This is a genomic window from Sphingomonas sp. LHG3406-1 (assembly GCF_029637485.1).
Lineage (GTDB): Bacteria > Pseudomonadota > Alphaproteobacteria > Sphingomonadales > Sphingomonadaceae > Sphingomicrobium.
Window position 1 is genome coordinate 2,202,655 of record NZ_CP069128.1, and the last position, 23,107, is coordinate 2,225,761.

Below are 23,107 nucleotides of genomic sequence, written 5' to 3' on the forward strand. Positions count from 1 at the left end.
CCCGTCTCGTTCACCTCAGTCGAAGAGGTTTGGCTGGGGAGGGACATAGGCGCGCCTGGGGCTTCGCTCAACCTTTGCGGGGGAGGGAGCGGGGGCGGGGGCAGGGGTCGTGGTGCCGTCGACCGTCGCCGGCAACTCGCCGTCCCCGAAGTGGAGCAGGAGGAGGCCGGCGGCGCGGGCGTCGGCGGCGTGGGTGAGGGTGCGGCCGTCCGCTCCCGCCGTGACCCGGACGAAGCCACGGCCGAGCGGCCGGTCGGGGTGGACGAGCGGGAGCATCTTGGCGGCGGCGCCGAGCTGGTCGGTCAGCCGGGCGAGCTTCTGGGAGAGCAAGTCGGGACGGAGGCGGGCGGCGGTGAGGTTCATCAGCGCCTCGGCCTTGTGGGCACGGGCGGAAAGACCGCGCGGGAGCCGCTCGCCCACCTCGTCGAGCCGCTGGCGCTTGGGCCCGAGCAAGGTGTCGGGCTCGGGGAAGCGGCAGGCAGTGAGGGCCAACCGCTCGCGTGCGTCGTTGGCGCGCTTGTTGAGGCAGCGGTGCTTGCGGGCGGAATAATCGTCGAGCAGCGCCATCAGCTCGGCCCGCACCGGCACCGCCAGTTCGGCGGCGGCAGTGGGGGTGGGCGCGCGAAGGTCGGCGGCATGGTCGATGAGCGTGGTGTCGGTCTCGTGGCCGACGGCGCTGATCAGGGGGATGGGCGATTCCGCCGCGGCGCGGACCACTTCCTCCTCGTTGAAGGCCCACAGATCCTCGATCGATCCGCCGCCGCGGGCGACGATGATGAGGTCGGGGCGCTCGGGGTAGGAAGCGAAGCCCCGGATGGCGGCGGCGACCTTGCTCGCCGCGCCCTCGCCCTGGACCGGCACCGGCCAGACGATCACGCGGGTTGGGCAGCGGTCCTCGAGGCGGTGGAGGATGTCGCGGATGACGGCGCCGGTCGGCGAGGTCACCACGCCGATGACTTTTGGCAGGAAGGGCAGCGGCCGCTTGCGGGCGGCGTCGAACAGCCCCTCGGCGGCGAGCGCTCGGCGGCGCTTGTCGAGCAGCGCCATGAGCGCGCCTTCGCCGGCCAGCTCCAGCCGCTCGACCACGATCTGATATTTGGAGCGGCCCGGATAGGTGGTCATCTTGCCGGTGGCGATGACCTCGGCGCCGTCTTCGGGGCGGAAGGCGAGGCCGCCGGCGGCGCTGCGCCAGATGACCGCATCGATGCAGGCCGCGTCGTCCTTCAGGGTGAAGTAGCAATGCCCCGAGCTGTGCCGCTTCCAGCCCGAAATCTCGCCGCGCACACGAATCCGGCCGAACCGGTCCTCGACGGTGCGCTTCACGGCATGGGCCAGTTCGCCGACACTCATCGGCGGTGAATTGTCGCCCTGCCTTCCCTCCGCTAGGAGGCTGCCGGGAATGTCGAACTCTTCCATCAATATCCTGCTGCTGGGCTCGGGCGGGCGCGAGGATGCGCTGGCCTGGGCCTTGAGGCAATCGCCGAGCTGCAACCATCTGATCGCCGCGCCGGGCAATCCCGGGATCGCGCGCTGGGCCGAATGCCTCGCCATCGACCCCAGCGACCCCGCGAAGGTGGTGGCGCTCGCGAGGGAGCGCAATGTCGGGCTGGTCGTGGTCGGTCCCGAAGCGCCGCTGGTGGCGGGGGTGGCCGATGCGTGCAGCGAGGCTGGCATTCCGGTGTTCGGGCCGTCGGCGGCGGCGGCGATGCTGGAGGGAAGCAAGGGCTTCACCAAGGACCTGTGCCTGGCCGAGGGAATTCCGACCGCCCGCTACGTCCGGACCGACGACCTGGAGACGGCGAACGCGTCGCTGGACGAGTTCGGCCTGCCGGTGGTGGTCAAGGCCGACGGGCTGGCGGCGGGCAAGGGCGTGACCATCGCGATGACCCGCGCGGAAGCCGAGGCGGCGGTGCGCGCGGCCAATGGCGGGCCGCTGGTGATCGAGCAATTCCTCGAAGGCGAGGAGGCGAGCCTGTTCGCCCTGGTCCACGGCGAGCAGGCGGTGGCGCTCGCCTCGGCGCAGGACCACAAGCGGGTTGGCGAGGGCGATACGGGTCCCAACACCGGCGGCATGGGCGCTTACTCGCCGGCGCCGGTTCTGACCCCCGAGCTCGAGCGGCGGGCGATGGAGGAGATCGTCCTGCCGACCGCGCGGGCGATGGTGCGGGCGGGAACGCCGTTCGTCGGCGTGCTCTATGCCGGGCTCATGCTGACCGACGAGGGACCCAAGCTGATCGAATATAACGTCCGCTTCGGCGATCCCGAGTGCGAGGCGATCATGCCGCGCCTGAAGGGCGACGTGGCCCAGCTGCTGCTGGCGGTGGCGGAAGGGCGGATGGACGCGGTCCGGCCGGAGCTTTCGGCCGAGCACAGCATGACGGTGATCCTTGCGGCGGGGGGCTATCCCGGGACGCCGCGCAAGGGCGGGACGATCGACGGGATCGAGGCCGCCGAACGGGTGCCGGGCGTGACCGTCTTCCATGCCGGCACCGCGCGGCACGGATCGGGCGCGCTGCTGGCGGCGGGCGGACGGGTGCTGGCCGTGACGGCGGTGGGCCCAAGCCTCGCCGAGGCGCGGGCGCGGGCCTATCAGGCGGTGGACGCGATCGACTTTGCCGATGGCTTTCACCGCCGCGACATCGGATGGCGCGAGCTGGAGCGGAGCGCATGAACCGGAAGATGATCCTCGGCATGGGTGCGCTGGCGGCGGTGGCTGTGGCCGAACTCCATCACGGCCTGCTCGGCGGTGCCGAGGTCGAGGCGCGGATCGAGCAACGGGCCCGCAACCTGCTCTTCTATTACGACCTGCCGCAGATCAGCGCGCGGATGGATGAGAAGCCGCTCAGCCGACGCCTGATCCTGGCGGGCCCGGCGGACGACTTCCAGCGTCGTGCGTTGGTGGAGAAGATGGGAGAGCTTCCGGGAGTGAACGAGGTGCGCTGGGCGCCGGGCAGCCCGGTCGTCGACTATTGGGCCGAACGCCGCCGCCGCCGGGCGCAGCAGGCGCAGGAAGCGCCGCAGCCGGAGGCGCCCGCGCCGAAGTCCAGGCCGGCCGAGGCGACCCGCTGATGCCGACCCTGCCACTGTTCGTCGAAGCAGCCCTGCTCGGCCTTGTCGGCTTCGGGCTCGGCCTCGTCGTCGCTTATCTCGCCGAGCTTCACCGCCGGCGGCAGTCCAGAGGATGGAACGAGTGGGAATGACTGAATTGCTGAACGCTTACTGGCCGATGATCCTGATCGCGGTCGCCATTGGCCTCGTCGTCGGCCTGATCGTCTTCCGCAAGCCCAAGCAGAAGGTGACGCTGAGCAAGACCGAGACGCCGGTCCGTCCGCACATGGCGGTGGCCGAGGAGCGCCGGGCGCCGGCGGCCGATCCGGGCGGCGAGGGCAATGGCATCGGCGACGAGATCGCCGCTGCGGCGAGCGACGTCGCCGGCCAGGTGGTCGGCGCCAAGGTGCACTCCAACCTGCCGGGCAGCCACGGCGTGCCCGACGACCTGCAGCGGATGAAGGGCGTCGGCCCCAAGCTCGCCGGCCTGCTCCAGGCGCGCGGCCTGATCAGCTTCCAGCAGATCGCCGCCCTGACGCCGGAGGAGGTCACCGCGATCGATGCCGACCTCGGCGCCTTCAAGGGCCGCCTCACCCGCGACCGGGTGATCGAACAGGCCGCCTATCTCGCCCGCGGCGACCAGGCCGGATACGAGCGGGAGTTCGGCAAGCTCTGACGCGGGAGAGCGCCGGCCGGGCGCTCCCGCGGTTGAGGTCACACCATCGCCGATGCGGAATCGCGCCGTAGCGGCGGCCCTCCCGCGACTTTTTCAACGAAGTCAGGGCCTTGGGGCCCGTGCTGCAGGAAGGCGAAGATGAACAAGGTCACGAAGGTCACCGGTGGCGGCCTGTTCGCTCGGGTTCGGTGTGACCTTCGGAGGGGCGCATTCGGCAATGAGAAAGAACGGACGGTAAACTTCTGCGGTCAGGCAAGCAGGCGGAATCCTACTAAGCAAGCCGCTACGGTAATGTCTGCTTTGGGTGGAAAGCGGACCCTCGCGCTTGTGGGCATCACGACGCGTAGATTAGGTTCGCGATGGCGTTCGATCCCCACACGAATAACGCGAACACCACCGTCTCAGCGGCGGCGAAGAGGTAGCGGTCTCGCCATCGAAGCACTCGGCTTCCCGCGAAAAGCACCAGTGCAATGGCAGCAGCCGGTAGCAGCGGCAGCCGCTCAATCTCATTCGAGGGCACGTAGGGCAGCGTGAAGAAGAGCGCCGCGAAGAGCAGGGCCGCTTCTGCCAACCGAACGCCAGCTTCTTTCATCAGAGGAGACTAGCGCCGTCATCATCTTGCGCAACTGAATGTCCGCAATGGGTCGAAAACGGACATGCGGCGAGGAGAGGCGGATCTGGGCTCTGGCGTGGAAGAGGGTCGGTCCGCGAGCCGGTGGGACAGTTGGTTACAGGCGGTCCATCCGCAGCCAGCGGCGATCGCCTGACCAGGCCTTGCGGAAGGCGGCTTCGGTGCGTGTCGCCTCCTCGTGGCGGCCGAGCGCGCGCTCGGAAGCGGCGAGGCCGTGGAGCACCCAGCCGTTGTTGGGCGACTGCGCCAGGGCCGTCGCGAAGGCCGCGCGGGAGGCCTCGTAGCGGCCCGCCTGGAACAGGGCCGCGCCGAGCGACTGATTGACGGGATAATACCAGTAGGGCGGCTCCATATACGGAATGGACTGCTCGATCGCCGCCGCTTCGCGCAGCAGCGCGACGGCACTGGCATATTGCCGGTTGGCCTGCGCCCAGCGCGCCCTCGCCACCTTCTCGGCAAGCTTTACCAGGTCTTTTGCAGGAACGCCCTGGTCGATCATCGGCTGGAGGGCGTCGCTGGCGCCGATCGCCCGGAGCCTCGCGATCTCCCGGTCGAAGCCGGCGCGGTCGCGCTGCCGGGCGCGGGCGACGGCGCGGGCGTAGAAGCGCATGGCGGTGGGATAGGGCAGCCGGGCGTCGGGAGCCTTCATCGCCAGGATCTCGGCCGGCGAGGCGAATTGCGCGGCGGCGAAATAGGGGGCGGCATTGACCGCCTGGATCCAGGCGATCCGGGCGCTGACGGCGGGGTCGAGCAGCCGGTCGAGCTTGCGCGCCTCGCGGATGGCGACCGTCATCTCGCCGGCCATCTGGGCGGACGCCACGATGAAGTGCACGTTGTGGGGATAGTAGCCGTAGCGGACGAGCCCCTTGTCGCCGCTTTCCCGGATCCAGGCTTCGTCCGCGCGGGCGGCGGCCATGTTGGCGCGGATCGAATCCTGCCAGCGGCCGCGCACGTAATAGATGTGCGCGGGCATGTGGACGAGGTGTCCGAGCGCCGGCGCCAGCGGCCGGTCAAGCCGGTCAGCGGCCGCTTCGGCGCGGCCTGGCTCCGGACCATTCTCCATCAGGTGGACGTAGAGGTGGGCGGCCTGCGGATGATCGGGGCTGCGGGCGAGCACGGTTTCGACCAGCCGAACGGCGTCCGCGATCCGCTCCTTCGGCTGCTTGTCGGCGGCCCAATAATCCCACGGCCTGGTGTTCATCGCGGCTTCCGCGGCGACGAGGGCGAGGTCGTCATGGGCCGGGTGCGCCCGTGCGGCGGCCAGCATGGCGTCGGCGAAGCTGCGATCGAGAGCGGCGCGGTCGGCCGCGGGATCGAGCGCGTAGCGCCTGGCCATGGCGGCGGTCAGGGCCTGCTCGACCGGCGTGGCCTTGCGTGCCAGCCAATCGGCGTAGGCGGCGGCGCCGAAGGCCCGGGCGTTGACCGCGGAGTCCATCGGCGCGTTGATGTTGGGGCCGTGCGCAAAGGCTTCGCCCCACCAGCACATGGCGCAGGCCGGATCGCGCCGCTGTGCCTCGCGGAAGGACGCGATCGCCGCCGCATGGTTGAAGCCATAGGCGAAGGCCAGCCCCTGGTCGAAGTAGCGCTGCGCGTCGGGACTGGCGGTCGTGATCGGGAAGCCGACCCCGCCCATGCCGTCGTGGAGGCGTATGGTGGCCGACGGAGACAGCTGGACGGCGGCCGCCGACAGGGACAGCATTGCCCGCATCGAGTGGCCACGGTGAAAGCCGCCGGCGTGCGCAGCGTGGGAGGGAGGCGGCGCGGGCGCTTCGGCCCCGACCAGCGTGCAGGCCGCTAATGCCAGCACCAGAGCACGAATATGCTGCTTCATCGCCAACCCCCATCGACGGAGGGCAGGATTGTAGCACATTTTGCGGCTGCAATCTCCACCTGCCGGGCGAGGGGCGACCGGTTCGGGCAACCTCTTGCGTCTACCGGCCGAATGAGGCAGCTTTGATGCACCGGCGGCCCTGACGGCCGCTGCTGAGGACCACGCGCCCACGATGCTTCGCTTTCGGGTCATGGTGAACTTTACCGGCCGGCATTCCTGCGGGGTGCCGGACAAGAAGGTCATCAACCCGAATTGAGCGCCTGAACCCGACCGCGGACAGGCGCGGGAGGTCCAGGAAAATGAAGCTCGATCCTCAACTCAACAGCATCATTGCGTCTCCGCCCGTCGACCTGCTGCGGGCCGACATCGACCGCATCGACGACCAGATCCTCGCCCTGCTCGAGCAGCGCTATCCGCTGGTGCAGCGGATCGCGGCGGCGAAGAACATCGAGCAGGAGCCCGCACTGGCGCTGCGGCCGGCGCGGGAACGGCACATCGTCGACCGGCTGTCGGCCCGGGCGGTGCAGGTGCCGGCCGAGGACGTGCGGCACATCTGGCGCTCGATCCTGTCGCTGAGCGCCAAGCACCAGCGCGCCTATCGCATCATCCTGTGGGGGCCGGAGACGGCGCGGCTGGCGCTCTCGACGCTGGCGGCGGCGCGCTACGGCGACCGGGTGGCGATCGACTGGGCTGGGGGCGAGGGCTGGACCGAGGCGCTGGAGGAGGCGCGCCGGGGCGATGCGATCCTGATGGTGCCCGCGGACATGGAACGCGGGGCGGCGTGGGAGGGGCTGGACCTGATCGCCCGTCACCCGACCGGATGCGATACGCACCCGTGGGTGATGGAGCTGGGGCGGCTGGCCGACAGCGGCGAATGGCTGGGGGCAGAGGGCGCGGCGGAGGCCGATGCCGCACCGCGCAGGACGGTCGCCTATCTTGGCGGGCATGGCAGCTTCTCGGAAGAGGCGTGCCTTCGCTTCGTGCCGGCGCACGACCTGCTTGCGTGCGGTGATTTCGAGACGGTGTTGCGGGCGGTGCGCGAGGGCACGGCGGACCTGGCGGTGGTGCCGGTCGAAAACAGCCTGGCGGGACCGATCACGGCGGTGCGCGACCTTCTCGGCCATGCCGAGCTGAAGGTGATCGGGGAGGAGCGGCTGGACGTGCGGCTGCACCTGCTCGGAACCGAGGGCGCGGCGATCAGGGGCATCGAGCGTGTGGCGAGCCACGCGGCGGCGCTCACGCAGTGCGCGGAGTGGCTTGGCGGGCACTCATGGGAACGGACGGCGGTGGCGAGCACGTCGGAAGCGGCAGCGATGGTGGCGGCGGCGGGCGACCCGCAGTGGGCGGCGATCGGATCGGAAGTGGCGGCGGCCCTGCACGGCCTCACCATCCTCGCCCGCGACCTTCAGGGGTCGGCCGAGAATGTCACCCGCTTCGCCATCGTCGAACGGCGCGACAGCTACGCCTGAACGAGGGGGCGCCGATTAGCTTCGCCCGAAAAGAATGGCCCCGGCGGATCGCTCCGACGGGGCCTTTCTCTTGGCTCAAGGCCGACGAGGCTCAGCCGCCGTGGCCGGCCAGCGCGGCGAGCAGGAGCAGCGCCACGATGTTGGTGATCTTGATCATCGGATTGACGGCCGGGCCGGCGGTATCCTTGTAGGGATCGCCGACGGTGTCGCCCGTCACGGCCGCCTTGTGGGCTTCCGAACCCTTGCCGCCGTAATTGCCGTCCTCGATATACTTTTTGGCATTGTCCCAGGCGCCGCCGCCCGACGTCATCGAGATGGCGACGAACAGGCCAGAGACGATCACGCCGAGCAGCAGGGCGCCCAAGGCCGCGAAGCCCTGTTCCTTGCCGGCCACCCAGGCGACCAGGAAGTAGACCGCGACCGGCGCGAGCACCGGAAGCAGCGAGGGGATGATCATTTCGCGGATGGCGGCCTTGGTGACGAGGTCGACGGTGCGGGCGTAATTGGGGCGGCTGGTGCCGTCCATGATGCCCGGATTGTTGCGGAACTGCTCGCGCACGTCGAGCACGACGTCACCTGCGGCACGGCCGACGGCGGTCATGCCCATGGCGCCGAAGAGGTAGGGCAGGAGCGCGCCGAGCAGCAGGCCGACGACGACATAAGGGTTGCTCAGCGAGAAATCGACCGAGCCCGAGCCGATGCCGAGATCGGCCGAGAACTCCTGGAGGTCGGTCGTGTAGGCGCCGAACAGCACCAGGGCGGCGAGGGCGGCGGAGCCGATCGCATAGCCCTTGGTGACGGCCTTGGTGGTGTTGCCGACCGCATCGAGCGCGTCGGTGCGGGTGCGGACCTCGTCCTCCATGCCCGACATTTCGGCAATTCCGCCGGCATTGTCGGTGACCGGGCCATAGGCGTCGAGGGCGACGACCATGCCGGCCAGCGCCAGCATCGAGGTGGCCGCGAAGGCGATGCCGATGAGGCCGGCGAGCAGGTAGGCGCCGATGATCGCGACGCAGATCACGATCGTCGGCATGGCGGTCGATTCAAGGCTGATGGCGAGGCCCTGGATGACGTTGGTGCCGTGGCCGGTTTCCGATGCCTTGGCGATGGACTTGACCGGGCGGTAGTTGGTGCCGGTGTAATATTCGGTGATCCACACCAGCAGGCCGGTGACGGCGAGGCCGATCATCATGCACCAGAACAGGTCCATGCCGGTGAAGCCGCTGGTCTGCTCGGCGGTGGCGCCGGCGATGTCGGTGCCGGCCGCCTCGGGCCCGCCGATCACCGCATTCATGTCGCCGAGCGCGTAGGCGGTGGCGAAGTAGATGAGCGGGATCGACAGGACGGCGGTGGTCCAGAAGCCCTTGTAGAGGGCGCCCATGATCGACTGGCCCTTGCCGAGGCGGACCATGTAGGTGCCGATGATCGAGGTGATGATGCAGACGCCGCCGACCAGCAGCGGCAGCGCCATCAGCGCAGTGAGGCTGGCGACGTCCGTGTTCACCAGCAGGGCGGTCAGCACCATGGTGGCGCCAACGGTCACGACATAGGTTTCGAACAGGTCGGCGGCCATGCCGGCGCAGTCGCCGACATTGTCACCCACGTTGTCGGCGATGACGGCCGGGTTGCGGGGATCGTCCTCGGGAATGCCGGCCTCGACCTTGCCGACGAGGTCGGCGCCGACGTCTGCGGCCTTGGTGAAGATGCCGCCGCCGAGACGGGCGAAGATGGAGATGAGGCTGGCGCCGAAGGCGAGCGCGACCAGCGCGTCGATCACCGTACGGTCATCCGGCGCGCGGCCCTGGAGGCCGACCAGCACGTAGAAGAAGGAGGAGATGGCGAGCAGGGCAAGCCCCGCGACCAGCATGCCGGTGATGGCGCCCGAACGGAAGGCGGTGGTGAGCCCGCCCTGCAGCGAGACTCGGGCGGCTTCGGCGGTGCGGACATTGGCCCGGACCGAGATGTTCATCCCGATATAGCCGGCAACACCCGACAGCAGGGCGCCGACGACGAAGCCGATCGCCGCGATCGGACCGAGGAAGAGGTAGACGAGGACGGCGACGACCGCGCCGACGATGCCGATGGTGGTGTACTGCCGGCCGAGATAGGCCTGCGCGCCTTCCTGGATGGCGGCGGCGATGTCCTGCATCTTCTGGTTGCCGGCCGGTTGCCGAAGCACCTGGCCGGAGGTGACGATCCCGTAGAGCACGGCGAGCAACGCACAGCCGATCGCAATCAACACAAGTGTCATGGGTACAGTTTCCCCCGTCCTGTTGTGGACGAAGGTTGTAAGGGGCGATTCGGGCCTGTCTAGCCGCTGATCCTAGGCCAGCAGGAAGGCGGTGAGGCCGCCGGAGATCAATCCGAACAGAGCGATGCCGATCCGCCGCAGGTCAGGGTAGGTGATGCTCATAACCGAGGCGCTCCGGCAGCGGGACTGGCCCGAGGGTATCGGCGAGCGCGAAGGCCCCGTCCTCCGTCAGCTCGCCGACACAGGCGACCATGACGTCATGGTCTTGAAGAAGGGTTAAGGCGTCGACCTCGGGGGGCAGCGCGGCGAGCAGGGCATAGTCGTCGCCGCCGGTCGCCGCGAACAGCCGGGCGGCGCGGTCTTCTCCCCTGCCCGCGACGAAGGCGGGTGAGAGGGCCACGGCGGAAAGGTCGAGCCGAAGGCCGCAGCCGCTTGCCTGGGCGAGGCGCTGGGCGTCGAGCAGGAGGCCGTCGGATACGTCCATCATCGCGCTGGCGTGCGGAGCGAGGATTTGGCCGGTGGCGAGCAGCGGCCTGGGCAGGCGATAGGAGTCGACGAGCGGGCCCCCGGCGTTCGGATCGGCCTTGAGCAGATCGAGGCCGGCGGCGGCGTCGCCGATGGGGCCGGCGATCCACAGGCGGTCGCCAGGGCGGCCACCGGCGCGGCTCGGAACCGCTGGTCCGGCTCGGCCGATGGCGGTCAGGCCGAGGACCCTGGGCGCACCGGCGGGAAGCGCCACGGTGTCGCCGCCGAGAAGGTCGACCCCGTAAGTGCGGCAGGCCTCGTCGAGGCCGGCGAGGAATTCTTCCTCCCAGCCTGCCTCATCCTTCAGCGCGAGGGAGAGCAGGCAAGCCGCCGGAACCGCGCCCTTGGCGGCGAGGTCGGACAGGTTCACCGCCACCAGCTTCCAGCCGACGGTGCGCGGCGGATCGGAGGGCAGATAGTGAACGCCTTCGACGATGGTGTCGTGGGTAAGGACGAGGTCGCCGAGGAGCGCGGCATCGTCGCGGAGGCCGCGCGCGCCCGGTGCAGTAGCGAACGCGCGCAAGCGCGCGAGGACGGAGGCTTCGCTGGTCACCGCGGAAAGCGCAGCCTAGCGCCGCACATCCCTTGCCACCTTGTCGAGCAGCCCGTTGACGAACTTGACGTCCTTCTCGTCGAAGAAGGCGTGGGCGACGTCGAGATATTCGTCGATGACGGTACCGACGGTCACGTCCGGGCGCGCGAGCAGCTCGTAGGTGCCGGCACGGAGGATCGCGCGCATCGATCGGTCGAGGCGGTCGAGCTTCCACCCTTCGGCAAGGCGTTCGGTGATGACGCGGTCGATCTCCTCGGAACGGGCGGTGACGCCGCGCACGATGTCGTCGAAGAAGTCCATCTCGGCATCGATCAGGGTCGCTTCATCGATCGTCGCGCCGAACCGGTGCTGGTGAAATTCGTGGAGCAGGAGCGGGGTCGGCGTGCCTTCCATTTCCTGCTGGTAGAGCGCCTGGACGGCGTTGAGGCGCGCGGCGGAGCGGGCGCGGGATTTCTTCGGAGGAGCCATGATGTGCGGGCCTATGCCCCCGTATGGCTTTCGAGGAAAGTCCGCAGCGGTTTTGCGACGGCTTCCGGCTTCTCCCACGGGAGGAAGTGACCGGCCTCCTCGACTCGGACCAGGGTGAGCTCCTCGACCAACGTGTCGAGCCCGTCGAGCTGGAGCGGGAGCAAAGCCTTGTCCTTCATCCCCCAGACGACGAGCGTCGGCACCTTCACCCTGGGGAAGGCGCGCAGGAGGAAGTCGGGCAGGGGCAGGTCGATGCCCGGCGGCGGCACGATCACGGCAGCGCCGCGATACCAGTTGAGCATGGCGGCGAAGACGCCGGGCTGCGACCATTCGGCGATATATTGCGCCTTCTCCTCCGGCGGGATGATGGCGAGATCGACATGGCCCGAGAAGCTCTTGTCGAAGAAGGCCTGCCAGCCGATCGTCTCGGGGAACTTCTCGAAGCCGGGCGCGCGGAAGGCGTTGATATACTGGCTGGCGGCGCGCTGGTCGCTGTCCTCGATCAGGCTCTTCTGGAAGATGACCGGGTGGGGCGCGTTGACGATGACGAGGCGTTTAAGGCGCGGGTCGCCCCGAAGCGCCGCCGCCCAGGAGACCGCTCCGCCCCAGTCGTGGCCGACAAGGGTGAAATCGTCGAGGCCGAGCCGATCGACCAGCGCGAACAGGTCGGCGACGATCCTGTCGGTGGCATAGTCCGCCTTGTCCTGCGGCGCGTCCGAGCCGGCGAAGCCGCGCTGGTCGGGCATGATCAGCCGGTACCGGTCGGCCAGCAGCGGCACGAGCCCGCGCCAGGTGCGGTGCGATTCCGGAAAGCCGTGGAGGAGGATGATCGGCGGGCCGTCCTCGGGGCCGGCGGCGGCGACGTTGAGCGTGACGCCGGTCTGGAGGGCGTGGCGGGTGAAGCTGAGGTCGTTCATGCGGAGCCCTTTGCACTGGCGCCCTTCGACTGCGCGCTACGCGCTCCGCTCAGGACGGACGATGCCTTACACGCTCGTTCGGCCTGAGCGAAGCCGATGGACATCGCGCTAGGCCGCGGGCTCTTCCGCTCGATAGCCCGCCACCTCGGTCTTGCGGCCCCACCAGGCGCGGACGGCCCGCAGCGGCCGCGAGCGCCAGAGCAGGGCGAGAAGGCCGAGGAGGAGGAGCCAGGGAAGCAGCAGGGCGATTGCCTTCAGCGCGAAGCTGATCATGGTGACAAAACTGGAGACCAGCAGCTTAAGGCTCTCCCTCAGCGGGTTTTCCTGGAAGCCGGGGATGCCGCCCTCGCCATAATAGTTGAAGGTGACCGGCGTGAAGGAGAGGCGCTGCTCGCCGCTGCGGACGGTGTTGCGGTTGCGGGTGGCATCGGCAAGCAGGGCGTCGAGCTGTCGCAGGAGTTCGGCCCTCTCCGGACTGTCGGCGGGGGCCGCTTCGAGCCGCCTCCGAAGTTCGGCTTCGCGCTCGCTCATGTCCTGACCGGCCGTCCGCGCCTCCGCGACGCCGGTGCCGACGTCCTCGCCGGTGAACTCGCTGCGGACGAGCCTGCCGTCGGCGCCGCGCACGTCCTCCAGCGCGGCCTTGCCGAACTGGCGGGCGATGGCGGGGTCGAGGCGAAGCTGCAGCATGCCGCTGATCTCGTCATTCTCGCCCACGCTGTAGCGCAGCCCGGTGATCCGGCAGCGCCCGGTCCCGAGCTGCTCGCAGCGGGCCGCATGCCGCTCCTGCACCGCCTCGATCCGGTCGTTGCCGAGCAGATAGTCGTAGGTGAAGGCCCAGGCGACTCCGGGCGAAACGGCGGTGAGACTTTCGGTGCTGGTGGTGGTTTCCTGACTTCCCTGCTGGCCGCACGAGACCAGCAGCGCTGCCGAGGCCGCGACAAAGAACTTACGCATGACCATCCCTCCTTCGTGGCCTGGCTCTGGCGGCCGGCTCCACGGCGAGGGTCTCATTGTGGAGGGGCGGAAGCAATCCGGCTTGCGATGAGAAGATCCGCGCCGTCCGGACGGGGAGAGCCTAGGGGTAGCTGACCGTCAGCGGGATCTCCGGCAGCGGAATCCATTCGTGGTCATCCTGCGGGGGCAGGGCGAATTCGCCCGCCTTCCACGCGCGCTGGGCTTCCTGGATGCGGTCGCGGCGGCTGGAGACGAAGTTCCACCAGACGTGGCGTTCGCCGTCCATCGGGGCGCCGCCGGCGAGCATGAACCGGGCGCCGCGTTCCGAGCGCAGGACCGGGCGGGTGCCGGGGCGGAGGAGGACGAGGTGCATCTGTTCGAGCCCTTCGCCGTCCACGGTCGCGTCGCCGTCGAGGAGATAGAGCGCGCGCTCGTCCGCCTCGCGGTCCAGTTCGAGGGAGGCGCCCGGAGCGAGGTGGATGGCGGCGTAGATGGTGGGGTGGTGCTGGGTGACGGGCGAGGTCGCGCCGAAGGCCGAGCCCATGATGAGGTCGAGCCTGACGCCGCTGCCTTCGATGACGGGAATCCGGTCGGCGGGGACATGCTGGAAGGCGGCGTCCACCTCCTCCTTGTCCTGCGGCAGGGCAAGCCAGGTCTGGATGCCGTCCAGCCGTGGCCCCGCGGCGCGCTCGTCGGCGGGCGAGCGTTCGGAATGGCTGATGCCCTTGCCCGCGGTCATCAAATTGACCGCGCCGGGCTCGATCCGCTGGATGGAGCCGACGCTGTCGCGATGGTCGATCGCGCCTTCGAACAGATAGGTGACGGTGGCGAGGTTGATGTGGGGGTGGGGGCGGACGTCGATGCCCTCGTCCACGCCGAGCCGCGCCGGGCCCATCTGGTCGAAGAAGATGAAGGGGCCGACCATGGTCCTGAGCTTGTGCGGCAGGGTGCGGTGGACCTTGAAGCCGCCGAGGTCGTGGCTGACCGGGGCGAGGCTCATCAGGATGGCGCTATCGTTGTTCATTCGCCTGGTGCCCTCGTTTCCATGGCGAGTGCGTGGACCCGCTCGTGCATGAGATCGCCCAGCGCCTTGTAGACCAGCCGCTGGCGCTGGACGCGGTTCAGGCCGGCAAAGGTTGCAGCTTCGATCGACAGGAAGAAGTGCGACTCGCCGGCCGGATTATAGCCACCATGGCCGCGATGCTGCTCGCTGTCGTCGCGCAAATTCATCCGCGCCGGGGCGAGGTGGCTTTCGAGGCGAGCGATCATTTCGCGGGCGACCGGACCGATGGCAGGAGCGTTCATCGCGCCTATATAGTGAGGCTCGCAGAACAAGACGACCGATGGCTTCAAGATCTCCCAAGTTCCACGGACGGGTGGAAGGCGCCGCAGCGCATTGCGCGGTGCCCGGCTGCCCCGAACCCGGCGAATATAAGGCGCCGCTCAGCGCCCCGACTTTCGATGGGCCGGGGGCGTGGCAATGGCTGTGCCTGGATCATGTCCGCGAGCATAATGCGCGCTACAATTACTTCTCGGGGATGAGTCCGGAGGAGATCGAGGCCGCGCAGTCGCCGATTGCCGGCTGGGACCGCTCGACGCGCGCCTTCGCCACCGCGGCGGGAGCCGATCCGGCCCCTGCCTGGGCCGACTTCAGGGACCCGCTCGAGGCCATCAGCGGGCGCTTCGGCGACCGCTTCCGGCGCGAGACGCCCGTACGCAGCCGCTTCTCGGGCGAGGAAAGGCAGGCGCTGAGCGTACTGGGCCTCGGCGAGGACAGCGACCTCCATGGCGTGCGCAAGCGCTATTCGGAGCTGGTCCGCCGTTACCATCCCGACCGCAACGGCGGCGACCGTGCCCACGAGAAGAAGCTCGCTGCCGTGCTCGACGCTTGGGCCAAGCTGAAGGTGGCGCCAGCCTTCGCCTGATCAGTCGCGGTCGGGCGCGCCGAGCGGGAAGAAGGGGCGATAGGGGCGGGCGTCCTCGATGCAGCGGCGGACCGGAGGCAGGTGGAGCAGCTCGGCCCGGAGCCGGGTCAGGCGGTGGTGATCGGCAGGGATGCGCTCGATCCAGTCGGCGTAGAAGAGCGAGGGTGCGGCGGCACAGGTGACCAGCGACACATGCGGCGGCAGATCATGCTCCGACAGCCACTGCTCGAGCCAGGCATAGGCCTTGAGCAGCTTGGCCTTGCCGCCGGCGACCTCGGCCGCGTCCGGCTCGTCGCGAAGGCCAAGCTCGGGCTTGTCGCGGTTCACGAAGTAGGCCGAAACCACGCGCTGCATGTTGCCCATGACGTAATTGTCGAACACCCGGTCTATCATCCGCGCCACCACCGCCTGCGCCGGATCGGTCGGGATCAGCGGCGCGGGCCCGGGATGGTGAACCGCGAGATGCTCGACGATGCTGGTCGCCTCGATGACGACCGAGTTGCCGTCGACCAGCACGGGGATGTGTCCACCGGCATGCACCCTGCCGCAGAATTGTTCACTGAGCGGACGGTCGCCCGCCATCATCACGAACTCGAATGGCGTTTCGTTCGCGTAGAGCGGGATCAGCGCCTTCCAGCAGTAGCTGCTGAAAGGATGACCGTGGAGCTGAAGCATCACCAGCGTCCCTCGGCCATCGCCTGCTGCCGGGCGTTTTCGCGTTCGCTGGTCGACTGGGGGCCGGCCCAGCCGTGGTCGATCTCGCCCGCCGGCTCATAGGTCGCTATCACCGTGCCGGAGCGGGTCAGCTGGTGGCCCACGAGGCGCAGGGCGCGCGCCGGCATGTCGTTGCCGAACCACCGCTTGCCGCGGCCGAGGACCACCGGGAAGGTCATCACCGTGAGGCTGTCGAGCAGCCCGGCGGCGATCAGCGCGGGGTAGAGGGTGCTGCTCCCCTGGATGACGAGGTCGGGGCCGTCGCCTACCTTGATCCCCTTGAGTTCCTCCATGCCGCCGACGCGATGGCTGTTGGACCAGCCGAGCTCCGGCGTGCCGCGGGTCAGGACATACTTGTTTGCGCGGGTGAAGTCCTCGCCCATCTGGATCGCGGCGGCCGCGCCTTCGTCCTTGCCGGTCTTGTCGAACACCTCGCCGATGCCGGTCGCCTCGCCTCCGACATAGGGCCAGTAGGCGGCGAAGATGTCATAGGTGCGCCGGCCGAGCAGCAGGTCGTAGGACTGGCCGAACACCGCATCGATCGCGCCGCCGACATCCTCGTCGAAGAATTGCGGGAGCCAGCCGCCATGGGCAAAGCCGCCGGTCGGGTCCTCGCTCGGCCCGCCGGGCGCCTGGATGACCCCGTCGAGGGAGGCGAACAGGCTGCCCCGGATCCTACGCATCGCCCGTGGCTCCCTCGGCCGCGCGCTCGATCGCCGCGACGTCGATCTTCTTCATGGTCATCATGGCTTCGAACGCCCTTCTGGCCCGTTCGCCGCCATGGTTGAGGCAGTCGACGAGGAGGCGCGGGGTGATCTGCCAGGAGAAGCCCCAACGGTCCTTGCACCAGCCGCACTCGCTTTCCTGTCCGCCACCGTCGACGATGGCGTTCCAGTAGCGGTCGGTCTCGGCCTGGTCCTCGGTCAGGACCATGAAGCTGACGGCCTCGTTCGGTTGGAATTTCGGGCCGCCGTTCAGGCCCGAGAAGGCGCGGCCGAGGACGGTGAAGTCGACCGTGATCTCGTTACCGGCCTGGCCATCGGGATAGTCCGAGGGCGCCTTGGCGGCGGTCCCGACGTGGCTGTCGGGGAAGGTCGCGGCGTAGAATTCAGCGGCCTTGCGGGCCTCGCCATGGTCGAACCACAGCACGGTGGTGAGCTTTTCCATCTTTCCCCCTAGGCCTTGCGCGGGCCGACAAGGCCGAACCGGGCGCCCTGCGGATCGAGCCCGACCAGCGAATAATCGCCGCCGGGGATCTCCTGCGGTTCCTGCACCACGCTGCCGCCGCCGGACCGGACTTGCTCCGCCGCCGCGTCGATGTCGGGCACGTGGAAATAGTAGAGCCAGCCCGGAACGCTGCCCGGCACGCTTGCGGGCATCAGCGCTCCAAGCCCGCCGCTGGCGTTGTGGAGGAATTCGTAGTCACCAAGCGGCCCCATCGGCATGGCCCCTTCCTGCCGCCAGCCGAACGCCTCGGCGTAGAAACGCTTGGAGGCTGCCGGGTCGGGGCTGGTCAGCTCGGCCCAGACGACATGGCCGAAGCTGTCCGGCGCCATGCGAAAGGCGGTGCTGGTCTCCTCGCTGTCGCCACGCATGACGTAGAGGGTGGCGCCGTGCGGATCGGCGAGCATGGCCATGCGGCCGACGCCCTCGATCGTCATGGCGGGCATGCGGCTGGTGGCGCCCGCGGCGGTCATCCGCTCCACGCTCCTGTCGACATCGTCCACACCGACATAGCCGAGCCAGACGGGCGCGCCGCCGCCATCGGGCATCTTCATCAGCCCGCCGATGCTGCCGTCGGGAGCATTGAGGATGCGGTAGTCCATGCCCTCCATGCCGCTGTCGGCAATCGTCCAGCCGGCCACGCGGGCGTAGAAGTCCTGGGCGGCGTCGGGGTCGCTGGTCAGCAGCTCGAACCAGATGAGGTCGCCCGGCGGGTTGGCCATGGATCAGCCCTCCGTCGAAACGGGCTGGCGGGCCGATGCGAGCAGCGTTGCCAAAGCCTCCTCTCCGACCAGGGGATTGAAGCCGCCCCAGAACATGCGCTTGCCGTCGAACGGCGGGTCGCCCTCAGGCATGAGTTCGGGCATGCCCATGATCTTCTCCCATGCCCCGTCGCGGGTCGCCTTGTCGGGCCAGATGATGAAGGAGAAGACGACGTTCTCGCCTTCTTCGGCGTGGACCGACTTGGGGAAGCTGGTGAGCTTGCCGGGTTCCAGCCCGTCGCCGAGCGTCTCGATCGACACGCCGCCGAGCTTCGCCGCCTCACGCGCAAAACTCTCGGCCATCGCCTTGTAAGCGTCGTGCTTGTCGGGGTGCAGGGGCAGGACAAATCCATCGACGTAGGCCATCAGTTCACTCCCTCGGTGACGGGTTCTTCGAAGTCGGCGAGCTGCGCCGCATGCGCCTTCTGGAACGCAGGGCGGCCGGTGCCGCGTTCGACATAGGCGATGAGGTTCGGCTGGGTCAGGACGCCGCTGTTGCGGGCGATCCGCAGCACGTCGACCATCAGGAGGTCGCCTGCGGTGAATTGGCCTTCGAGCCAGTCCCGGGCGCCGAGCCAGTCGGACAGGCGGTCGAGGCGCTTGCCGACCATCTCGACCACTTGCGGTCGGCGCTCGATCGTCCAGGCCTCGCCCTTGTGGAACACGTCGATGACGGGAAGCTGCGAAACGAACGGCTCCACGCTGTTGAGCGCTGCGATCGTCCAGGCCGTGGCCCGCGCCTGCCCTTCCTCGTCGCCCGGCATCAGGCCTCCGAAGCGGCGACCGATGTGGAGCACGATGGCACCCGACTCGAACAATTGCACCTGGTCGTCACGATAGCTGGGGACCTGGCCCCACGGCTGCTCGGCGAAATAGTCGGCGGGGCGCTCTCCCATCGCCTTCAACTTGCGGACCTCGTAAGGAACCCCGGCCTCTTCGAGGGCCCAGCGCACGCGAAGGTCGCGCACCCAGCCGCGGGCGAAATCGGGTACCCAGTCGAAGGCCGTGATTCGAACGCTACTGGTCATGGCTCAGGCCTCCACCGGCTCGGCGGAAGCGGCCTGCATGCCCGAGACATCCATCCACATCACTTCCCAATGATGGCCATCCAGGTCGGCAAAGCTGCGACCGTACATGAACTCGCCCATTTCCTGCTTGGGCCCGGGATCCATCTCCCCGCCGGCGCGGCCAGCGGAGTCGACCAGCGCGTCCACCCCCGCCTTGTCCTCCGCCGACACGCACAGCGCGACCTGCGCGGTGCGGTGGGCGTCGGCGATCTCCTTCGGCGTAAAGGTCGCAAAGTAATCGCGGGTGAGCAGCATGACGTGGATCACCTCGTCCCACACCATCATGCTCGCCTTCTCGTTCGAAAAGGCGGCTTCCTTCCTGAGGCCGATCGACTGGTAGAAAGCCGTGGCCGACGGAAGGTCCGTCACGGGCAGGTTGATGAAGATCATTCGGGCCATGGGCTTCCCTCCTCCTGGCGACTCGGTACCGTTGAATGATGCGCCCGGGAGTATTATCTTGCAACCGTGCAGTTAGAAAAACTAACCGAGTCGCGACGAGGCGAGCCCCGCCGGGGATATGACGATGCGTGCGGCACCGCCCACGGGCTGGAGCTGGTGGGCGATCGCTGGGCGCTGCTGATCATGCGCGAACTGCTGCTGGGAGCACGGCGCTTCTCCGACCTGAAACGCGATCTGCCGGGGATTAGCGCCAATGTGCTGAAGCAGCGGCTTGACGAACTGGAGGCGCGCGGATTGCTGCGCAAGGTGCGGCTGCCTCCGCCCGCGGCGCGCGATGCCTATCAGGCGACCGACTGGGGGCTGGAGATCGAGCCGGTGATCCAGACACTTGGGCGGTTCGCCGCGCGCAGCCCGGGGCATGATCCGACGCTGCCGCTCAGCCCCGTGTCGCTGATGATCAGCTTCCGGACCATGATCGACGCCGCCAAGGCGCAGGGCTTCGACGAGCGGATTGGGTTCCTGATCGGAGAGGAGAGCTTTGTGGTTGCGGTCAGCGGCCCGCTGCTCGACGTGGTTCGCGGCCCGGCGACGGGGGTCGGCGCAACGGTCGCCGGCACGCCCGAGCAGATTGCGGCGGTGGTCTATGGTGGCGCACCGGCCGAAGGTCTGGCTATCGGTGGAGACGAAGCGCTTGCAAGGCGTTTCCTCACCCTCTTCACCCTGCCGCCCAAGGCTTGAGTCTCGCCACGGTTGAGGCGTTGGGCGGCGCCAGCTAGAGCCCCCTTCATGGCCGACTTTTCGAACGAAACCCAGGTGCCGACCGGCGATACGCTGATGAGCGCGCCCGACAGGATGGTGAAGGTGCGCGACGCCTTCGGCATCGACAGCGACATGGAGGTCCCGGCCTTCTCCGAAGCCGACGAGCGGGTGCCGGACCTCGACCCCGCCTATGTGTTCGATCCCGACACGACGCTGGCGATCTGCGCCGGCTTCGCGCGCAACCGCCGGGTGATGGTCCAGGGTTATCACGGGACCGGCAAGTCGACCCACATCGAGCAGGTGGCGGCGCGGCTGAAGTGGCCGTGCATCCGGATCAACCTCGACGCGCACATCAGCCGCATCGACCTCATCGGCCGCGACGCCATCGTGCTGCGCGGCGGACAGCAGGTGACCGAATTCCGCGAGGGCCTGCTGCCGTGGGCGCTGCAGCATCCGGTGGCGCTGGTGTTCGACGAATATGACGCCGGCCGGCCGGACGTGATGTTCGTCATCCAGCGCGTGCTGGAGGTCGAGGGCAAGTTGACCCTGCTCGACCAGAATCGGGTGATCCGCCCGAACCCCAATTTCCGCATGTTCGCGACCACCAACACGATCGGTCTTGGCGACACGACCGGGCTCTATCACGGGACGCAGGCGCTCAATCAGGGCCAGCTCGACCGCTGGAACATCGTCACGACACTGAATTACCTGCCGGCCGCAACCGAGGCGCAGATCGTGCTCGCCAAGTCGGGCGAATATGACAAGCCGGACGGCCGCAAGACGGTCGAGCAGATGGTCAAGGTGGCCGACCTCACCCGCAGCGCCTTCATCAACGGCGACATCTCCACGGTGATGAGCCCGCGCACGGTGATCAGCTGGGCGCAGAATGCGCTCATCTTCGGCGACGTCGGCTTCGCCTTCCGGGTCTCGTTCCTCAACAAGTGCGACGAAAGCGAGCGCGGGTTGATCGCCGAGATGTACCAGCGGGTGTTCGGCAAGGACTTGCCGGAGAGCATCGCAGCGCGGGCCTGATGGCCGAAACCACCCCTCTCGACCGCTTCCGCGGCGTGCTTGCCGGTACGGCGCGGGCGATCGCGCGTGATCCGGAGGTGGAGGTCGCCTTCGCCAGCGAGAGCGGCGCGCAGGGCGGGCGTGTGGCGCGGGTGGTGTCACCGGGGCCGGGCCTGGCGCCCAAGCTGGTCGCCGAAGCGCGCGGCGCGGCCGATGCGGTGGCCCTTCGGCTGCGCCACCATGATGCCGGGCTCCACGGGGCGCAGGCGCCGGCCGATCCGGAGGCGCGGGCCGTGTTCGATGCGCTGGAGGGCGCGCGGGTCGAGGCGCTCGGCGCGCGGTCGATGGCCGGGGTCGCCGGCAATCTCGCCGAACTGGCCGAGGCACGGGTGCGCAGCGATGCCATCACGCGGGCGCGCACGGCCGAGGAAGTGCCGCTGTCCACCGCGCTTGGCCTGCTCGCGCGGGAGCGGCTGACCGGCGCTCCGCCACCGGATGCGGCGAGCCGCGGGCTGGAGCTGGTGCGCGGGTGGATCGAGGAGAAGGCCGGCGGCGACCTCGACGCGCTGGCGCTGGCGCTCGACGACCAGCAGGCCTTCGCCGCGCTCGCCCGCAAGCTTCTCGAGGATCTCGACCTCGCTTCCGCCGAGGACACGCCCGACGAGGAGCCGGAGGAGGGCGGCGAGGACGAGGAAGGCGAGGACGAGGGCGAGGACGACAGCGAGGACGAGGACAGGGATGCCGGCGCGCAGGGCGGCGAGATGGAGCAGCGCGCCGAGCAGGAGGAGAGCGGCGAGCAGGAAGAGGATTACGAGGAGCAGGACAGCGACGACGAGGATTCGGAGCCGGGCCAGGAAGGCGACAGCAGCGCCGCCGCCCGCCCCAACCGGCGCCCGAACGAGCCGGAGCTCGGCGGCGACTATCGCGCCTTCACCACCCGCTTCGACGAAGTGGTCACCGCCTCCGACCTGACCGACGAGGAGGAGCTGAATCGGCTTCGTGCCTATCTCGACACGCAAATGGGCGCGCTCGGCGGGGTCGTGACGCGGCTCGCCAACCGGTTGCAGCGGCGGCTGATGGCGCAGCAGGCACGGTCGTGGGACTTCGACCAGGAGGAGGGGCTGCTCGACGCGGCGCGGCTGGCGCGCGTGATCGTCTCGCCCGGCCACTCGCTGTCCTACAAGATCGAGCGCGAGACCGAGTTCAAGGACACGGTCGTCAGCCTGCTGATCGACAATTCGGGATCGATGCGCGGTCGTCCGATCTCCATCGCCGCCATCTGCGCCGATATCCTAGCCCGGACGCTGGAGCGCTGCGGGGTGGCGACCGAGATCCTCGGCTTCACCACCCGGGCATGGAAGGGCGGGCAGAGCCGGGAGCATTGGCTGGCCGAGGGTCGTCCGCCCGCGCCCGGCCGGCTCAACGACCTCCGCCACATCGTCTACAAGCGCGCCGACGAGCCCTATCGCCACGCGCGCAAGAACCTCGGGCTGATGATGCGCGAGGGGCTGCTGAAGGAGAATATCGACGGCGAGGCGTTGCTGTGGGCGCATTCGCGGCTGATTGCGCGGCCCGAGGAACGGCGCATCCTGATGGTCATCAGCGACGGCGCCCCGGTCGACGATTCGACCGCCAGCGCTAACGGCGGCGCCTATCTCGAGAAGCATCTGAGGCAGGTGATCGGGTGGATCGAAAGCCGCTCGCCGGTCGAGCTGGCGGCCATCGGCATCGGCCACGACGTCACCCGCTACTATGCAAGGGCGGTGACGATCATGGACGCCGAGCAGCTGGGCGGCGCGCTGGTCGAGCAGCTTGCCGGCCTGTTCGAGATCAAGTGAGCGGGAGAAACTGGGCCCGGCGGCGCTATGCGACAAGCCACCGGGCCCCCCTCACTACGCGACGCGAGGGAAAAGGGCGGATGGGC

General features: G+C 68.9%; 26 protein-coding genes. 9 read left to right on the forward strand and 17 right to left on the reverse strand.

Annotated features, from left to right (window positions below; all coding sequences use genetic code 11):
* Positions 1-15: 15 nt before the first annotated feature.
* A complete protein-coding gene (xseA, locus tag JOY29_RS10735) occupies positions 16-1,416 on the reverse strand; it encodes an exodeoxyribonuclease VII large subunit (protein WP_300973525.1) in 1,401 nt (466 codons plus the stop codon).
* Here xseA and purD point away from each other — a divergent pair.
* The 4 genes from purD to JOY29_RS10755 are packed head-to-tail and all read left to right on the forward strand — an operon-like array spanning position 1,415 to position 3,724.
* Entirely contained in the window at positions 1,415-2,671 is a 1,257-nt protein-coding gene (purD, locus tag JOY29_RS10740) for a phosphoribosylamine--glycine ligase (RefSeq protein WP_300975528.1), read from the forward strand. The genes xseA and purD overlap by 2 nt on opposite strands.
* The gene (locus JOY29_RS10745) at positions 2,668-3,069 is read left to right on the forward strand and encodes a hypothetical protein (RefSeq protein WP_300973526.1); all 402 of its coding nucleotides are present in this window, start codon (positions 2,668-2,670) and stop codon (positions 3,067-3,069) included. The genes purD and JOY29_RS10745 overlap by 4 nt, the downstream gene beginning before the upstream one ends.
* Positions 3,069-3,200, forward strand: a complete 132-nt coding sequence (locus JOY29_RS10750; protein WP_300973527.1) for a hypothetical protein — start codon at positions 3,069-3,071, stop codon at positions 3,198-3,200. Before JOY29_RS10745 ends, JOY29_RS10750 begins: the two co-directional genes overlap by 1 nt.
* Positions 3,197-3,724 carry a hypothetical protein gene (locus JOY29_RS10755; protein ID WP_300973528.1) on the forward strand — a complete coding sequence of 176 codons (528 nt, stop codon included), beginning with the start codon at positions 3,197-3,199 and terminating at the stop codon, positions 3,722-3,724. Before JOY29_RS10750 ends, JOY29_RS10755 begins: the two co-directional genes overlap by 4 nt.
* Before the next feature lie 334 nt (positions 3,725-4,058).
* Here the strand turns inward: JOY29_RS10755 and JOY29_RS10760 are convergent, their stop codons facing one another.
* Positions 4,059-4,316 (reverse strand): hypothetical protein, encoded by a 258-nt coding sequence (locus tag JOY29_RS10760; protein ID WP_300973529.1) that lies wholly within the window; start codon positions 4,314-4,316, stop codon positions 4,059-4,061.
* Positions 4,317-4,452: 136 nt separating this feature from the next.
* The gene (locus tag JOY29_RS10765) at positions 4,453-6,186 is read right to left on the reverse strand and encodes a tetratricopeptide repeat protein (RefSeq protein WP_300973530.1); all 1,734 of its coding nucleotides are present in this window, start codon (positions 6,184-6,186) and stop codon (positions 4,453-4,455) included.
* A gap of 299 nt (positions 6,187-6,485) precedes the next feature.
* On the opposite strand from JOY29_RS10765, the gene JOY29_RS10770 reads away from it, so the two are divergent.
* Complete coding sequence (locus JOY29_RS10770; protein ID WP_300973531.1) at positions 6,486-7,655, forward strand: prephenate dehydratase domain-containing protein; 1,170 nt, start codon at positions 6,486-6,488, stop codon at positions 7,653-7,655.
* Positions 7,656-7,746: 91 nt separating this feature from the next.
* On the opposite strand, the gene JOY29_RS10775 is transcribed toward JOY29_RS10770, so the two are convergent.
* From JOY29_RS10775 to JOY29_RS10805, 7 genes are all read right to left on the reverse strand, one after another.
* Positions 7,747-9,906: a sodium-translocating pyrophosphatase gene (locus tag JOY29_RS10775; RefSeq protein WP_300973532.1), complete on the reverse strand. Its 2,160-nt coding sequence runs from the start codon at positions 9,904-9,906 to the stop codon at positions 7,747-7,749.
* Positions 9,907-10,048: 142 nt separating this feature from the next.
* A complete protein-coding gene (gene thiL, locus JOY29_RS10780) occupies positions 10,049-10,954 on the reverse strand; it encodes a thiamine-phosphate kinase (protein ID WP_300973533.1) in 906 nt (301 codons plus the stop codon).
* A 45-nt stretch (positions 10,955-10,999) separates the two neighbouring features.
* Positions 11,000-11,452: a transcription antitermination factor NusB gene (nusB, locus tag JOY29_RS10785; RefSeq protein ID WP_300973534.1), complete on the reverse strand. Its 453-nt coding sequence runs from the start codon at positions 11,450-11,452 to the stop codon at positions 11,000-11,002.
* An 11-nt stretch (positions 11,453-11,463) separates the two neighbouring features.
* A complete protein-coding gene (locus JOY29_RS10790) occupies positions 11,464-12,369 on the reverse strand; it encodes an alpha/beta fold hydrolase (RefSeq protein WP_300973535.1) in 906 nt (301 codons plus the stop codon).
* Positions 12,370-12,477: 108 nt separating this feature from the next.
* On the reverse strand, positions 12,478-13,323 hold the full coding sequence (locus JOY29_RS10795) for a DUF4349 domain-containing protein (protein WP_300973536.1): 846 nt from the start codon (positions 13,321-13,323) through the stop codon (positions 12,478-12,480).
* 121 nt (positions 13,324-13,444) lie between these two features.
* Positions 13,445-14,347, reverse strand: coding sequence for a pirin family protein (locus tag JOY29_RS10800; protein WP_300973537.1), 903 nt, complete (start codon positions 14,345-14,347; stop codon positions 13,445-13,447).
* Positions 14,344-14,628 carry a BolA family transcriptional regulator gene (locus JOY29_RS10805; RefSeq protein ID WP_300973538.1) on the reverse strand — a complete coding sequence of 95 codons (285 nt, stop codon included), beginning with the start codon at positions 14,626-14,628 and terminating at the stop codon, positions 14,344-14,346. Before JOY29_RS10805 ends, JOY29_RS10800 begins: the two co-directional genes overlap by 4 nt.
* A gap of 38 nt (positions 14,629-14,666) precedes the next feature.
* On the opposite strand from JOY29_RS10805, the gene JOY29_RS10810 reads away from it, so the two are divergent.
* On the forward strand, positions 14,667-15,248 hold the full coding sequence (locus JOY29_RS10810; RefSeq protein ID WP_300973539.1) for a J domain-containing protein: 582 nt from the start codon (positions 14,667-14,669) through the stop codon (positions 15,246-15,248).
* On the opposite strand, the gene JOY29_RS10815 is transcribed toward JOY29_RS10810, so the two are convergent.
* The 7 genes from JOY29_RS10815 to JOY29_RS10845 are packed head-to-tail and all read right to left on the reverse strand — an operon-like array spanning position 15,249 to position 19,413.
* Positions 15,249-15,923 carry a glutathione S-transferase family protein gene (locus JOY29_RS10815; protein WP_300973540.1) on the reverse strand — a complete coding sequence of 225 codons (675 nt, stop codon included), beginning with the start codon at positions 15,921-15,923 and terminating at the stop codon, positions 15,249-15,251.
* Positions 15,923-16,645, reverse strand: a complete 723-nt coding sequence (locus tag JOY29_RS10820; protein WP_300973541.1) for a dihydrofolate reductase family protein — start codon at positions 16,643-16,645, stop codon at positions 15,923-15,925. The genes JOY29_RS10815 and JOY29_RS10820 overlap by 1 nt, the downstream gene beginning before the upstream one ends.
* A complete protein-coding gene (locus JOY29_RS10825; RefSeq protein WP_300973542.1) occupies positions 16,638-17,129 on the reverse strand; it encodes a VOC family protein in 492 nt (163 codons plus the stop codon). Before JOY29_RS10825 ends, JOY29_RS10820 begins: the two co-directional genes overlap by 8 nt.
* A gap of 8 nt (positions 17,130-17,137) precedes the next feature.
* The gene (locus JOY29_RS10830) at positions 17,138-17,908 is read right to left on the reverse strand and encodes a VOC family protein (RefSeq protein ID WP_300973543.1); all 771 of its coding nucleotides are present in this window, start codon (positions 17,906-17,908) and stop codon (positions 17,138-17,140) included.
* A gap of 3 nt (positions 17,909-17,911) precedes the next feature.
* Positions 17,912-18,313, reverse strand: a complete 402-nt coding sequence (locus tag JOY29_RS10835) for a DUF1428 domain-containing protein (protein ID WP_300973544.1) — start codon at positions 18,311-18,313, stop codon at positions 17,912-17,914.
* Positions 18,313-18,975 (reverse strand): glutathione S-transferase family protein, encoded by a 663-nt coding sequence (locus tag JOY29_RS10840; protein WP_300973545.1) that lies wholly within the window; start codon positions 18,973-18,975, stop codon positions 18,313-18,315. Before JOY29_RS10840 ends, JOY29_RS10835 begins: the two co-directional genes overlap by 1 nt.
* A 3-nt stretch (positions 18,976-18,978) precedes the next feature.
* A complete protein-coding gene (locus JOY29_RS10845) occupies positions 18,979-19,413 on the reverse strand; it encodes a VOC family protein (RefSeq protein ID WP_300973546.1) in 435 nt (144 codons plus the stop codon).
* A gap of 156 nt (positions 19,414-19,569) precedes the next feature.
* On the opposite strand from JOY29_RS10845, the gene JOY29_RS10850 reads away from it, so the two are divergent.
* Genes JOY29_RS10850 through cobT form a run of 3 tightly spaced genes read left to right on the forward strand, consistent with a single transcriptional unit; the run spans position 19,570 to position 23,021 of the window.
* Positions 19,570-20,151, forward strand: a complete 582-nt coding sequence (locus tag JOY29_RS10850) for a winged helix-turn-helix transcriptional regulator (protein WP_367280017.1) — start codon at positions 19,570-19,572, stop codon at positions 20,149-20,151.
* 48 nt (positions 20,152-20,199) lie between these two features.
* Positions 20,200-21,204: a cobaltochelatase subunit CobS gene (gene cobS, locus JOY29_RS10855; protein ID WP_300973547.1), complete on the forward strand. Its 1,005-nt coding sequence runs from the start codon at positions 20,200-20,202 to the stop codon at positions 21,202-21,204.
* Complete coding sequence (cobT, locus tag JOY29_RS10860) at positions 21,204-23,021, forward strand: cobaltochelatase subunit CobT (RefSeq protein WP_300973548.1); 1,818 nt, start codon at positions 21,204-21,206, stop codon at positions 23,019-23,021. The genes cobS and cobT overlap by 1 nt, the downstream gene beginning before the upstream one ends.
* Positions 23,022-23,107: the final 86 nt, after the last annotated feature.